Annotated in this window: 12 protein-coding genes and 1 riboswitch; of the genes, 9 read left to right on the top strand and 3 right to left on the bottom strand. The window is 69.1% G+C overall.

All coding sequences use genetic code 11. The features are described 5' to 3' along the window. Nucleotides 1–9: 9 nt before the first annotated feature. A complete protein-coding gene (locus tag ACIBL3_RS38280; protein ID WP_396358830.1) occupies nt 10–948 on the top strand; it encodes an NAD-dependent epimerase/dehydratase family protein in 939 nt (312 codons plus the stop codon). A gap of 154 nt (nt 949–1102) precedes the next feature. Here ACIBL3_RS38280 and ACIBL3_RS38275 read toward each other — a convergent pair whose 3' ends face one another. From ACIBL3_RS38275 to ACIBL3_RS38265, 3 genes are read right to left on the bottom strand one after another with little or no spacing between them, the layout of a single operon-like run. Continuing rightward, entirely contained in the window at nt 1103–1603 is a 501-nt protein-coding gene (locus ACIBL3_RS38275; RefSeq protein WP_396358828.1) for a DUF3830 family protein, read from the bottom strand. Further along, a complete protein-coding gene (locus ACIBL3_RS38270; RefSeq protein WP_396358826.1) occupies nt 1600–3003 on the bottom strand; it encodes an amidase in 1404 nt (467 codons plus the stop codon). Before ACIBL3_RS38270 ends, ACIBL3_RS38275 begins: the two co-directional genes overlap by 4 nt. Then, nucleotides 3000–3983: a D-2-hydroxyacid dehydrogenase gene (locus tag ACIBL3_RS38265; protein ID WP_396358824.1), complete on the bottom strand. Its 984-nt coding sequence runs from the start codon at nt 3981–3983 to the stop codon at nt 3000–3002. The genes ACIBL3_RS38270 and ACIBL3_RS38265 overlap by 4 nt, the downstream gene beginning before the upstream one ends. Nucleotides 3984–4063: 80 nt before the next feature. On the opposite strand from ACIBL3_RS38265, the gene ACIBL3_RS38260 reads away from it, so the two are divergent. The 8 genes from ACIBL3_RS38260 (at nt 4064) to atzF (ending at nt 14180) form a co-directional block, all read left to right on the top strand. Then, entirely contained in the window at nt 4064–4813 is a 750-nt protein-coding gene (locus ACIBL3_RS38260; protein WP_396358822.1) for an Asp/Glu racemase, read from the top strand. Between the two features lie 311 nt (nt 4814–5124). Then, nucleotides 5125–6309 (top strand): M24 family metallopeptidase, encoded by a 1185-nt coding sequence (locus ACIBL3_RS38255; RefSeq protein WP_396358821.1) that lies wholly within the window; start codon nt 5125–5127, stop codon nt 6307–6309. Nucleotides 6310–6314: 5 nt separating this feature from the next. Beyond that, the gene (locus ACIBL3_RS38250) at nt 6315–7550 is read left to right on the top strand and encodes a PLP-dependent aminotransferase family protein (RefSeq protein WP_396358820.1); all 1236 of its coding nucleotides are present in this window, start codon (nt 6315–6317) and stop codon (nt 7548–7550) included. A 125-nt stretch (nt 7551–7675) separates the two neighbouring features. Next, nucleotides 7676–7785, top strand: a riboswitch (guanidine-I (ykkC/yxkD leader). A gap of 54 nt (nt 7786–7839) precedes the next feature. Beyond that, nucleotides 7840–9405 carry an amino acid permease gene (locus ACIBL3_RS38245; protein ID WP_396358819.1) on the top strand — a complete coding sequence of 522 codons (1566 nt, stop codon included), beginning with the start codon at nt 7840–7842 and terminating at the stop codon, nt 9403–9405. Continuing rightward, nucleotides 9402–10004 carry a DUF1989 domain-containing protein gene (locus ACIBL3_RS38240; protein ID WP_396358818.1) on the top strand — a complete coding sequence of 201 codons (603 nt, stop codon included), beginning with the start codon at nt 9402–9404 and terminating at the stop codon, nt 10002–10004. Before ACIBL3_RS38245 ends, ACIBL3_RS38240 begins: the two co-directional genes overlap by 4 nt. Then, nucleotides 10001–10618, top strand: a complete 618-nt coding sequence (locus ACIBL3_RS38235) for an urea amidolyase associated protein UAAP2 (protein ID WP_396358817.1) — start codon at nt 10001–10003, stop codon at nt 10616–10618. Before ACIBL3_RS38240 ends, ACIBL3_RS38235 begins: the two co-directional genes overlap by 4 nt. After that, nucleotides 10612–12564, top strand: a complete 1953-nt coding sequence (locus ACIBL3_RS38230) for a 5-oxoprolinase/urea amidolyase family protein (protein WP_396358922.1) — start codon at nt 10612–10614, stop codon at nt 12562–12564. The genes ACIBL3_RS38235 and ACIBL3_RS38230 overlap by 7 nt, the downstream gene beginning before the upstream one ends. Continuing rightward, the gene (gene atzF / locus ACIBL3_RS38225) at nt 12561–14180 is read left to right on the top strand and encodes an allophanate hydrolase (protein WP_396358816.1); all 1620 of its coding nucleotides are present in this window, start codon (nt 12561–12563) and stop codon (nt 14178–14180) included. Before ACIBL3_RS38230 ends, atzF begins: the two co-directional genes overlap by 4 nt. Nucleotides 14181–14191 lie beyond the last annotated feature (11 nt).

Below are 14191 nucleotides of genomic sequence, written 5' to 3'. Positions count from 1 at the left end.
AGGAATCTCATGAAGGTGTTGGTGGCAGGTGCGACCGGCGGACTGGGCCGGTCGCTGGTACCCAAGCTGATCGCGGCCGGGCACGAAGTGACCGGGATGATCCGGTCGGAGTCGGGCGCGGCCGGCGTACGTGCACACGGCGCGGACGTCGTGCTGGCCGACGGACTCGACGCGGCGGCGGTGATGGCGGCCGTGCAGACGGCTCGGCCGGAGGTCGTCGTACACCAGATGACGGCGCTCAAGGGCGGGATCGACTTCAAGAAGTTCGACCAGAGCTTCGCCGTGACGAACCGGCTGCGCACCGAGGGCACCGACCACCTGCTCGCCGCCTCCCAAGCTGCCGGCGTACGACGGTTCGTCGTCCAGTCGTACGCCGGCTGGAACATGCTCCAGGAAGGATCCGCGACGAAGACCGAGGCGGACCCGCTCGATCCGGATCCGGTGCCGGCGCAACGGCAGACGATGGCCGGCATCAAACACCTCGAGTCGGCCGTCACCGGGGCCGAGGGAATCGAGGGCGTGGCGCTGCGGTACGCCGCGTTCTACGGGCCGACCGGCACGATCGGGAAGGGTGGTGAGCTCGTCGAGCTGATCCGGCAGCGCAAGCTGCCGCTGGTGGGCAACGGCGCCGGGGTCTGGTCGTTCATCCACTACGACGACGCGGCCGATGCGACGGTGAAGGCGATCGAGAGCGATGCCACCGGCATCTATCAGATCGCCGATGACGATCCGGCTGCGGCTGCGGTGTGGCTGCCGGAGTTGGCTCGCATCCTCGGGGCCAAGCCGCCGCGGCGGATCCCGGCCTGGCTGGCGCGGCCGATGATCGGTGACACCGGGGTGGCCGCGTTCACGACGATCCGGGGCGTGGACAACACGCTGGCCAAGAAGACCTTCGACTGGAAGCCCGGCTACACCTCCTGGCGCGAAGGCTTCCGCAAAGGCCTCTAGCCCGGGGCAGTTCGCCTAGTCCGGGCAGCTCGCCTGGTCCGGGGCGGCTCGCCGGCCGACCACTGGCGGCTTGTTGCACGCCTACCGGGTTAGAACCCGCCAGTGATCGAACAACCCGCCACCGCTCCGGCGGAGCGGTGGCGGAGGGTGGGGGTCAGGGGTGGCGGGTGAAGGTGAGGGTTTCGCCGCGGGCTCCGCCCATCCACAGGTCCTGGCAGGCCGCGGCGAACTCCTCGAGGTTCTCGGTGACCGCACCGAACACGTTCCCGGGCACCCACCCCTGATCCCCGTTGATCAGCAGGTTGTTCCGCCCGTAGAAGACGGCGAGGTCGACGATCGCCCCGGTCGTCCCGGTGCCGGTGGTGTTCTCGTACCCGTATGCCGGGTTGCCCAGGTCGTCGGAGTCGAACGAGAACCAGCACAGGTCACCCGGGATCGGGGTCACCGTGGTGTTCTCCTTCCCCGGATCCGCCGGCGCGAACGCGGGCAGCAGCGTGTAGATCTCGTTCCGCGCGTACTTGCCGTGGAAGACCGGCGCCGACAGCGGCAGCGCGTCCCACACGGCCGCGCAGGTCCGCGGCGCGACGTCGTCGAGCAGCTTGGCGACACAACTCACGCCGCGCTTGTCCAGACTGACGGTGACGAACCTGCTCAACGTGCCTCCAAGGTCGGTGTCCGCGTGTGCCAATCGGTCGCGTCCTGATACGCCTGACCGACCCGCAGGGTGAGCGCGTCCTGGTGACGAGCCGCCACCACCTGCAGGCCGACCGGCAGCCCGGCGGTCGTGAACCCGCAGGGCACACTCAGCGCCGGCTGCTGGGTGAGGTTGAAGGGATAGGTGTACGGCGTCCAGCTCGTCCAGTCCGGCGACGGCCACCCGTCCGGCACGTCCTGCCCGATCGGGAACGCCGTGATCGGCAGAGTCGGCGTGATCAGGACGTCGTACTGCTCGTGGAACCGACCCATCAGCAGCCCGAGCTCCATCCGGATCGCGGTCGCGTCCAGGAAGTCCGACGCCGAGTACGACGACCCGAGCTCGGCGACCCGGCGCAGTCCGGGATCGACCCGATCGTCGACCGTGTACGCCGACAGCACCTTGGCCGCACCCGACCACCACAACACGTTGAACGCGTCCACCGGATCCGCGAACCCGGGATCCACCTCGGTCACCTCGGCCCCGGCGTCGGCGAGTACGTCGACCGCGGCCCGGACCAGCGCCTCGACTTCCGTCTGATTGTCGACAAACCCAAGATCGGACGAGAAGGCGATCCTCAATCCGGCAACCCCGTCATCAATCCCGGACAGGAACGACGTACCCGGCGTCGGCATCGCCGACCAGTCGCGCGCGTCGAACCCCGAGACGACATCGAGCAGCGCGGCATTGTCCCGGACGGTCCGCGTCATCGGCCCGGCGTGCGACAACGTCCCGAAGGCACTCGGCGGGAACAGCGGAATCAGCCCGTACGTCGGCTTGAGCGCAACGGTGCCCGTGAACGACGCCGGGATCCGCACCGAACCGCCGCCGTCGGTGCCCAGCGACCACGCTCCCATGCCGAGCCCGACCGCGGTCGCCGAGCCGCCGCTCGAGCCGCCGGACGTCTTCGACGGATCCCAGGGGTTGCCGGTCGCGCCGTACTTGTGGGAGTCGGTGACGCCCTTCCACGAGTACTCGGGCGTGGTGGTCTTGCCGAGGATCACCGCCCCGGTCTCACGCAGCCTTGCGACCGCGGGCGCGTCCTCGTCCCACGGCCCGGCCTCGTCGATCATCGTGCTCCCGCGAAGCGTCGGCCAGCCCTTGGTCCACAAGGCGTCTTTGATCGAGGTCGGCACTCCGTCGCCGGGGCCCAGCGGCTCCCCGCGGTGCCATCGCACCTCCGACTCCTTGGCCGCGGCGAGCGCGCCTTCGGCGTCGACGAGGACGAAGGCGTTGACGTGTTCGTCGTACCGCTCGATGGCTTGGAGGGCAGCCTCGGTAGCTTCGACCGGGGAGAGCGTGCCGGCGCGGAAGCCTTCGAGCAGTTCGGTGGCCGGGGTGAAGTTGTCTGGCTGGGTCATCGGGCTCCCGAGGGGATGTAGCCGAGCTTCTTGTCCACCACGTTGAGCAGGGGGTCGCCGGCGAGCCAGCGGTGCAGGTTGGCGGCGAACTGGTTCGCGAGAGTTTCTCGCCAGCCGAGCACGTCCCCGGACATGTGTGCGGTGATCGTCGTACCGGGGGCGTCCCAGAGCGGGTGGTCGGGTGGCAGTGGTTCGCGGTCGAAGACGTCGAGCGTGGCGGTGATTCGCCTTTCCTGCAAGGCCTTCAGGAGCGCGGGTTCGTCGACAATCGGTCCGCGGGCGATGTTGATCAGGTGGGCGCCGGGCTTCATGGCGGCGAGCACGGTCTCGTCGACCAGGCCGCGGGTGGCGGGTGTCAAAGGCGCCGCGAGTACGAGGTAGTCGACGTCCGCCACCTCTCGGACGAGGTTGCTGCTGGCAACGACCGCGCCGAAGTCGGGGTCGGCTTCCCGTGCGACTCGGCCCGCGCCGCGCACCTCTACGTCGACGACTTTGAGCAGCCGGGCGATCGCCCGGCCGATGCCGCCGGTGCCGACGACCACGGCCTTCGCGCCGCGCACGCTTCGGGTCTCGCGGTGCCGCCACTCGTGCTGGGTTTGGTATTCGAAGCTGGTCCGGCTGTCCTTCGCGTGGGCGATCACGGCGCCCAGGACGTACTCGGCGATCGGCCGATCGAAGACGCCATGCGCGTTGGTGACGACCACATCGGAGTCGCGGAGCTCGTCGAACAGCAGCGTGTCCACGCCGGCTGCAGTCACGTGGATCCATTCCAGCGTGCCGGCCTCGTCCCAGACGTTCCGGACCGCGGTCGAGAAGTAGTCCCACAGCAGCAGCGCCCTGGACCCTTGGACGGCCTCCTTCAGACCGGCCGCATCGCAGTACCTGAACTCGACGCCTTTCAGCTCCTCCAGACCGGGTGGGCGGTCGGTGGCCTGCTCGCAGAGCACCGTGACAACAGGACGCTCAGTGGGGGCAGGCACCCATCGAGGCTAGGAACCGAACCGTAGGATTGTCAACAATCTCTTGCTGCCATGGCCGCCTCAGTCGCACACTGACTCTCATGACGGTCCGCCCCTCCACCCACCCGCTGCCGGCGTCGACGCCTCCGCTGCTGCAAACGGGGATCGGCGTCGTCGCGCCGTACGACTTCGCGCTGGATCGCGAGCTCTGGCGATGGGTCCCGGACGACGTGACGCTGCATCTCACGCGGACGCCGTACGCGCCGCTCGCCGCAACCCTCGAGATGGCGGTGCACATCTCGGATCCGGAGCTGATCGCCCGCGCCGCGACCGACGTCCTTCCGGTGGCGCCGCTGGCCGTTGCGTACGCCTGCACCTCCGGGAGCTTCGTCGGTGGCCTCGCCGGCGAGGTCGCGCTCGTCGACGCGATGATCGCCGCCGGCGCACCGGCTGCCGTGACGACGAGTGGCGCACTACTGCTGGCCTTGCGTCACCTCGGCATCAACCGGGTCGCGACGGTCACGCCGTACACCGACGATCTCACCGCTCTGCTGACCGCGTTCCTCGCCGAAGCCGGAGTCGAGGTGGTCGCGACCGCCGGACTCGGCCTGATCGCCCAGATCTGGACCGTCCCCTACGAGGCGATCGTCGAACTCGTCCGCAGCATCGATACGAGCTCCGCCGACGCAATCTTCATCAGCTGCACCAACCTCCCGACGTACGACGTCATCCCCGGCCTAGAGGCCCTCGTAGGCAAACCAGTCCTCACCGCCAACCAAGTCACCATGTGGTCCGCCCTCTCCCTCACCGGCCACACCCCCATCGGCCCCGGCCAACACCTCCTCACCTGACCCGACCACCCACAAGCCCCACCCCCGCCCGCCACCCAGCACCACCCCCACCCAGCGGCTCCACTCGAGCCCCCACCCCACCTAATCCCAGGCCCACGCCAGCCCAGGCCCCACCCAATCCCAGGTCCCACTCGAGCCCAGGCCCCGCTCGGGCTGGCCGCTGGCGGATCAAACCCACCTCGGACGCACGCGGCCGCGGCACGGTGGTCCGACGGCATGCGGGTCGGGTCTGACGGGGGTTCTGCTTCAGTCGATCTGGGGTTAGGCTTCGTCGTATTGTTGACAATCTGCAATCGGCAGGGGGTGAGGGTGTGCCGGACCTGCTGGTGCAGGCGGTTGAGCCGGGTGAGTACGCCGGGCGACTGCGGCGAGTGCGCACGGCGATGGGCGAGCGCGGGCTCGGCGCCCTGGTGGTCAGCGATCCCGCCAACCTCTTCTACCTGACCGGGTACGACGCTTGGTCCTTCTATACCCCGCAATGCCTGCTCGTCCCCGCCGACGGCGAACCGCACCTGTTCGCGCGCGCCATGGACGCGGCCGGGGCTGCGTACACCTGCAATCTCCGCGCGGACCAGATCCACGGCTACCCGGAGGACCTGGTTCACCGCCCCGACGTCCACCCCTACGACTGGATCGCGGTCGGCATCCGCGACCTCATCGAGCCCGGCGCCGACATCGGCATCGAGGGTGACGCGCACTATTTCTCCGCCCGCGCGTACCTTGCCCTCGGCAACGGTCTGCCCGGGCACCGCCTGGTCGACTCGGCCGAGCTGGTGAACTGGATCCGCCTGGTCAAGTCACCGCACGAGCTGCGCCAGCTCCGGATCGCCGGCTCGATCGCAGCGCAGGCGATGCGGATCGCCCTCGACCAGCTCCGCCCCGGTCGCCGGCAGTGCGACCTGGTCGCCGAGATCATGGCCGCCCAAGCCATCGGCACCCCGGAACACGGCGGCGACTACCCGGCGATCGTCCCGATGCTGCCTACCGGTGAAGCCGCCGGTACGCCGCACCTCACCTGGACCGACCGCCCGTTCCGAGCCGGCGAGGCGACCACGATCGAGCTTGCCGGCGTGTTCGGCCGCTACCACGCTCCACTCGCCCGCACAGTGATGCTCGGCGACCCACCGCAGCGGTTGCGCGAGACGGCCAAGGTGGTGGCCGAAGGTATGCGAGCCACGTTGTCGACAATCCGACCAGGTGTCACCGGCAGCGTCGTACACGCCGCCTTCAACGACGTGATCGCCGCGCACGGGCTGGTGAAGGACTCGCGAATCGGGTACTCGATCGGCATCGGCTACCCACCCGACTGGGGTGAGCGCACGGTGAGCCTGCGCCCCGGCGAGAGCACCGTGCTCGAAGCCGGGATGGCGTTCCACGTGATCCTCGGGATGTGGATGGACGGCTGGGGATACGAGCTGTCCGAGCCGATCGTGGTCACCGACGACGGCGTCGAGCGACTCACCGACCTGTCCCACGAACTGACGATCAGGAGGTAGCCCAGGTGACGGATCAGGAGGTAGCCCAGGTGACGCAGGAAGCCCGTGGTGCAGCGAAGACTCTTCCGTACGCCGAGCGCGTCACCGGTCTCGTCGGCTCGGTGATCGACTCGAGTACGTCGCTGTTGCACAAGCAGACCCACGACATCGTCCGGTTCGCCATGGGCTCCCCCGCCGCGGAAGCCGTCCCGTCGACAATCCTCGCGGGCATCGCCGCCGACCAACTCAGCCGCGCCGACGCGTACGACTACGCCGCCACCGAAGGCGACCCGCCGCTCCACGAGGCACTCTTGGAGACGCTCCGCGGCACCAGCGACGAGACCACTGCCGACCGCCTCACCATCACCGCCGGCGGGATGCAGGGCCTCGACCTGTTCTGCAAGCTCTTCGTCGACCCCGGTGACCTGGTCGTCGTCGAGTCACCGACGTACACGAACGGCAGCGCGACCGCGCTCTCGTACGGCGCCCAGTTGCTGGAGGTCCCGGTCGACGACGACGGGATGATTGTCGACCAGCTCGAGCAACTGGTGGACGGACGCCGACCCAAGGCGATCTACACCATCCCGACCTTCCAGAACCCGTCCGGCGCAACGCTCTCGCTCGAGCGACGGCACCGCCTCCTCGATCTGGCCCGGTCCTGGGGCTCGATGGTGATCGACGACGATCCGTACGGGCTGCTGCGATTCGCCGGCGATCCGTTGCCGACAATCCGCGAGCTCGCCGCCGGCGATCCGCTGGTGTTCGCCGTACGCACGTTCTCGAAGATTGTCGCGCCCGGACTGCGAGTGGGTTGGGTGGACACTGACCCCGAGCTGCAGCCGCTGCTGATCAATGCGAAGCAGGCGATGGACACCTGCACGAACCTGCCGGCCCAGCGGCTGCTCGCCGGGTTCCTGCAGGGTGGGCATCTCGAGGACCACCTGGTCACGCAGCGCGCGGAGTACCGGCGGCGCAAGGAAGCAATGCACGCGGCGCTGCAGGAACACTTCGGCAACATCGCCCGCTGGACCGACCCCGAGGGCGGCTTCTTCCTCTGGGTGACGCTGGAGAACGGCGTCGACACCGCGGAGCTCTTCGAGATCGCGCTCGCCGAAGGCGTCGCGTTCATCCCTGGCCCGGCCTTCTCCCCCACCGAGCGCTTCACCGACGCGCTCCGGCTCTGCTTCGCCTCCACCCCGCCCGACCGCATCCACGAGGGCGTCGCCCGCCTCCGCCGCGCCGCGGACAAACTGTTGCCTTAAGCAACCCCTCACCAGTCCTCTCAAGAATCCAGGCCGACTGAGAGGATTCGTTTACGCAGGTGTTACACACCACGCGCGCCGCTGAAACCGGGGCCCCCTGAACTGAAAAGGACCCGCCGACGTTGGCGGGGCGCCCCTAGGGTTCCGCTGCCGGCTTCGGCAGGTCTGGTCCGAGAGGGGAGGCGGCGCTGTTCGCGACGGCGCCGTTCCACGGCGGGACAAAAGCCCGGGAGGCCTTGAAGGCCCCGGGTTGCCGTGTGCATTCCGGGCCGATCCGACGGAGGCCGGAATGTCAGCCACCCCTGAAACACTGACCTCGCCGAGCGCGGAGGACCTGGGCCGCTTCGGCTACCCCCAGCAGCTCTCGCGCCGGGTCGGCAGCTACGCGTCGTTCGCTGCCGGCTTCTCGTTCGTGTCCATCCTGACCACCGTGTTCCAGCTGTTCGGGCTGGGGTTCGGCTTCGGCGGTACGGCGTTCTTCTGGACCTGGCCCGCGGTCCTGGCCGGCCAGCTGATGGTCGCGCTGTGCTTCGCCGAACTGGCCGCGCGCTATCCCCTGTCCGGCGCGATCTACCAGTGGGCGCGGCGGCTCGGCGGCGCCGTCGTCGGCTGGATCGCCGGCTGGACGATGGTGATCGCCCAGATCATCACGCTGGCCGCGGCCGCGATCGCCCTGCAGGTCGTGCTGCCCGCGGTCTGGTCCGGCTTCCAGCTGATCGGCACCGACTCCACTCTCGCGTCGCGTGATGGCGCCGCGAATGCCGTCGTACTCGGCTGCCTGCTACTCGCGGCGACGACCGTGCTCAACGCCACAAGCGTGCGGATCACCGCGATCGTCAACTCGGCCGGCGTGACCTGTGAGCTCGTGGGTGTCGTGTTGATTGTCGTGTTGTTGACAATGCAGGCCGAGCGCGGTCCGTCCGTCGTACTGCACACCACGAACCTCGACAGCAGCACCGGGTACGTCGTACCGCTGCTGATCTCGGCGTTGATGGCGGCCTATGTGCTGGTCGGGTTCGACAGTGCGGGCGAGTTGTCGGAGGAGACGCACAAGCCGCGGGCGACCACGCCGCGGACGATCCTCCGCGCGGTCGTCGCGTCCGGGATCGGCGGCGCGTTCCTGATCGTCGCCGCGTTGATGGCGGCACCGTCGCTGACCGACGGCGACCTCGCCACCCAAGGGCTTCCGTACGTGCTGACCAGCCGGCTCGGCACGACTCCGGGGAAGCTGCTGTTGCTCGACGTCGCGGTCGCGGTGTGCGTGTGCACGCTGGCGATCCAGACCGCGGCCGCCCGGATGATCTTCTCGATGGCGCGCGACAACGTGTTGCCCGCGTCGGGGCTGTTGCGTCAGGTGTCTCGTCGTACCGGCACGCCCGTCGCCGCGACGATCGTGCCCGGAGTGCTCGCCGCCGTGTGCCTGCTGGTGAACGTGGGCAACGCCGGTCTGTTCCTCGGCCTCGCGAGCGTGTGCATCATGCTCCTGTACGTCGCCTACCTCATGGTCACCGCACCTTTGCTGGTACGGCGCTTGACCGGCAACGGGCTCGCGTCCGGGGTCGACGAGAACGGGAAACCGCTGTTCTCACTCGGTCGATTCGGTCTGATTGTCAACATCATCGCGGTCACCTACGGGCTCGCGATGGCGATCAACCTCGGCTGGCCACGCGCCGAGGTCTACGACCCGGCAGGCGAAGGCTGGTACCTGCACTACCTCCCCCTGATCGTCCTGGCCATCGTCGCCATTGGCGGCCTGATCGCCTACCGCGTCCAGCGCACCGCCTACCACGCCTCCATCGGCGTGCTCGCCCCAACCACCCCGGCCCTCACCGAACCAGAAGGAGCCGGCGCATGAACCGCGAGATTCCCGGTGGGGCCGTGTGGTCGGTTCCGGTTCGGGCCGGGCGGAGCCTGACGCTTACTGCGCTTGCTGACGGGGCCAATGCGTCTGTGCTTGTTGTTGGTGCGGATCGGCTTGATCGGTTGAACATTCCGGACACGTTGAAGGCGCAGATGTCTGCGCGGATCCGGCCGGGCATGGTGTTGATGTCCGACCGCGGGCTCGCGCTCGCGACAGTGCTCGATTCCAGCCTGGACTGGCACGACTGCCTGACCGGCCTCCTCCCCGACCGGCTGCTGTTGATCGAACTCGCCAAACACGGCCTCGGCCAGGCCGACCTGCACGCCTGCATCAACTTCTTCTCCAAGGTCGCCATCGCCGACGACCCCCGCGCCTCGCTGGCCGTCGTCCCCGACCACGCACGAGCCGGCGACACCGTAGTCCTCCGAGCCGATCAGGACCTCCTCGTCTTCATCTCCACCGCACCGCACCCGTTGTCCGACGGCCCGTCGGGCGCGATCGCCGTACAGCTCGGCACAGCAGACCCAACGGACCCGCCGCTGCGCGAGGAAGCGGTGCGCGCGCTCGAGCTGACCCGGGAGTTGATCGCATGACCGTGCTCGACACGACCACCGGTCTCGACACGGTCGTCCAACCGGGCGACGGCGCGCTCGTCACCGTCCCGGCCGGCGGCCGGTTGCGGATTGTCGACCTGCACGGCAACCAGGCCGTCGACACCTTGTTCTACGACGCGTACGACATCGACAACCGCTACTCGGCCTTCGACACGATCCGAGAACAGCGTGCGGTCTACCTGACCACCGGATCGCGCCTGTTGTCGACCAGACTCGACGAGCTCGCGGTCATCAGCGGCGACACCTGCGGCCGGCACGACACGGTCGGCGGCGCCTGCTCGCAGGAAAGCAACGTCATCCGGTACGGCGAACACACGCGGCACCAGCACGCCTGCCGCCAGACCTTCCTGTACTACGGCGCGAAGGCCGGCATCGGACAGCGCCAACTCACGCACAACGTCAACTTCTTCATGAACGTGCCGGTGACCTCAGCCGGCGACCTGAAGTTCGACGACGGCCTGTCCGCGCCGGGCCGGTACGTCGAGATCACAGCGAGCCGCGACATCCTGGTGCTGATCAGCAATTGTCCGCAGGTCAACAATCCCTGCAACGGCTGGAATCCGACGCCGGTACAGCTGCTGGGTTGGTGGTGACGTTGGCGATCATCACGATCACCAGCCCAGGAATCCAGACGACTGTGCAGGACCGAGCCGGACGGCCCGGCCTGTGGGATGTCGGCGTACCGCCTTCAGGCGCAGCCGACGAGCTCAGCTTCGCGCTGATCAACGCCGCCGTCGGCAACCCCGACAACGCAGCCGGTCTGGAATGCGTCCTGGCCGGCCCGGTGCTCACCTGCGATGAGGACCGTCTGGTCTGCGTCGGCGGGGCTGTCAACAATGCGACAATCGACGGGCTCCGGGTCCGGCCTGGCATGGTCGTCCGGCTTCCCGCCGGCGCCGTGCTGGACGTCGGCCCACTCGACGGGCCGGGTACGCGCGGCTACCTCGCGATCGAAGGCGGCCTGGACGTTCCGCGGGTCCTGGGCAGCCGGTCCACCTTCGTGCTCGGCGGTTTCGGTGGCCACGACGGCCGGCCGCTCGCGGCTGGCGACCAGCTTCAGCTCGGTCGGCGCGAGAACCTCCTCAGCCCGATCTCCGTCGAGCTGCCGAGCATCTCGGACAGTTGGGAGCTGCGGGTGATTCCGGGTCCGCACGGTGCTCCGGACCACCTCACAGATGAAGGCGTCGAGGCGTTCTTCGGGACCGATTGGATTGTCGACCATCGCTCGGACCGCACTGGGGTCAGGCTCGTCGGGCCGGTTCCGCAGTGGGCCCGGACCGACGGCGGCGAGGCCGGTCTGCATCCGTCCAACGTGCACGACTCCGCGTACCCGGTCGGCGGCATCATGCTGTCCGGCGACACCCCGGTCATCGTCGGCAAGGACGGGCCTTCGCTTGGCGGCTTCGTCGTACCGGCTGTGGTGATCGAGGCCGATCGCTGGATGCTTGGTCAGCTGCGCGCCGGTGACGCCGTCCAGTTGGTGCCCGTGTCGTTCGATGCCGCGGCCGAGGCGATCGCCGTACGACGTGCTTGGTTGGCAGATCTCCGTCAGACACCTGCCCCGGCGGTGGCTCCGGTCAGCGGGGCTGCTCGGCCGGAGGTGCTGCATCGGTCGGACGGCGTACCGCCGTACACCATCAGGTGTGCGGGCGAACGGCATCTGCTGGTCGAGGCCGGGCCGGCTGAGCTCGACCTCACCGTGCGGGTGTGGATTCACCTGCTCGCACAGGCGTTGCGGGACGATCGGCCGGCCGGCGTCGCCGAGATCGTCGAGGGCGTGCGGTCGCTGCTCGTCGCCGTGGACTCGGACCGGCTCGGCCTGGTCGAACTGGCGGAGCGGCTCGCCTTCCTGGCAGCCGGGCTGGCGGATCCGGAGACGGTGGTGCTGCCGGCGCGCGAGGTGATCCTGCCGATCGCGTTCGACCATCCGGAGGCGCACGAGGCGATGCGGCGGTACGCGACGTCTGTGCGGCCGGACGCGCCCTGGTGCCCGGACAACGTGGAGTTCATCCGGCGGGTCAACGATCTGACCGCACGTGACGAGGTCTTCGAGATCGTCCAGGCCGCGACGTACCTGGTGGTCGGGCTGGGCGACGTCTACCTCGGCGCGCCGGTCGCCGTACCGATCGATCCGCGGCACCGGCTGGTGACGACGAAGTACAACCCGGCCCGGACCTGGACGCCGCAGAACGCGGTCGGGATCGGCGGGATCTACCTGTGCGTGTATGGGATGGAAGGGCCGGGTGGGTACCAGTTGGTCGGCCGCACCGTCCCGGTGTGGCGGCTGTCGCCCGCCGACGAGCAGCCCTGGTTGCTGCGGCAGTTCGACTTGATCAGATTCACTCCGGTGACTGCGGAACAGCTCGCTCACGAGCGGGCCGAGATCGCGGCCGGGCGGGCCGACCTGCGGGTCAGCCCGTCGACGTTCTCGATTGCCGACGTACGCCGGATCGAGCAGGAGGCACCTGTGGACATCGCGACAGTGCGGGCCCGACGGCGGGCCGCGTTCGAGGCCGAGCGGGCGAGGTGGGGTGCGTGAGTGTCTGGATCACCCGGGTCGACCCGGTCGCGCCGGCGGCGGGACCGCTGCACGGCCTGACGTTTGCGCTGAAGGACAACATCGACCTCGCCGGGGTGCCGACCACTGCCGGCGATCCGCGGAACGATCAGCCGGCCGAACGGAACGCGTTCGTGGTCGACCGGTTGGTCGCGGCGGGCGCCGTACCGCTGGGGAAGACGAACCTGGATCAGTACGCGACCGGGCTGGTCGGCACGCGATCGCCGTACGGCGCCTGTCACTCGGTGTTTTCCGACAAGCACGTGTCAGGCGGCTCGAGCTCGGGCAGTGCGGTCGCGGTGGCGTCGGGGCAGGTGGATTTCGCGCTCGGCACCGACACGGCTGGCAGCGGGCGGGTGCCGGCCGCCTTCAATCGGATTGTCGGCATTAAACCGTCACGCGGTCTCGTTTCGGCGCGCGGCGTCGTACCTGCCTGCCGTTCGCTGGACTGCGTGACGGTGATGGCTCGCTCGGTCGCGACTGCACGCCGGGCGTTCGACGTGATGGTTGCCTTCGATCCGGACGACGCCTGGTCGCGGCGGGCCTCCTCGCTACCACGTGAACGCCCTGGGGCGCGGTCGGCCGGTGTCTCCTCTGGACGGACACCGGGGCGCGCGGTGATCGGCGTGCCGGATCTGGATCTGGATCTCGATCCGCTGCACGAGGAGGCCTGGCAGGAGGCGCTCGCTCAGGTCGATCGGCTCGGCGAGGTGGTGAAGGTGGACGTGCGGCCGCTGCTCGAGGCGGCGGAGCTGCTGTATTCCGGTCCGTGGCTGGCCGAGCGGTGGCTCGCCTTCGGGGACAAGCTGGACGACGTTCCGGCGGTGGACCCGACTGTGCGGTCGATTGTCAACAATGGGGCAATGTTGACGGCGGCGGACGCCTTTGCGGGGTTCGACCGGCTCGCGACGCTCGCGCGGGCGAGCGAGCAGCTGTGGACGGAACTCGACGCGCTGCTGTTGCCGGTGACCTACGGACATCCGACCCTGGCCGAGGTGGCCGCGGATCCGATCGGCGTGAACAGCCGGCTCGGGCGCTTCACCAACATGGTCAACCTGCTCGACTTGTGCGCGGTCGCTTTCCCGGGTCCGGACCGGGCCGACGGGCTGCCGTTCGGCATTCAGTTGCTCGCGCCGGCGGGTCACGATCGAGTGCTGATCGATCTCGCCGCTGTGTGGTGTGGTGAGGACACCGCGCCGCTCGAGTCCCCCGGCGACGAGGTTCTGCTGGCGGTCGCCGGTGCGCATCTGTCCGGCCAGCCTTTGAACGCGGAGCTGGTACGACGTGGTGCCCGGCTGATCGGTGACGCGCGGACTGCTTCGTCGTACCGGATGTATCTGGTCGACGGGCCGCGGCCGGGCCTGACGCCTGGTCGCGGGACCGGTCCGGGGATCGAGGTGGAGGTGTGGAGCGTGCCGGCGGCGGAGCTCGGCGGGTTCGCGCAGACAATCGCGCCCCCGCTGGCGATCGGGCCGCTGGAACTCTCGGACGGGCGGCAGATCCTCGGCTTCGTGTGTACGGCGGACGGCGCGGACCCGGCGCGGGACATCACGGCCTTCGGCGGCTGGCGTGCGTACTTGGCTTCGGGGCCCGCCTAAGCTTGTTCCTC

The sequence above is a fragment of the Kribbella sp. NPDC050124 genome, assembly GCF_044460355.1.
Lineage (GTDB): Bacteria > Actinomycetota > Actinomycetes > Propionibacteriales > Kribbellaceae > Kribbella.
The sequence above is the reverse complement of the archived record's forward strand: the minus strand, read 5'-3'. Positions and strand labels throughout refer to the sequence as shown.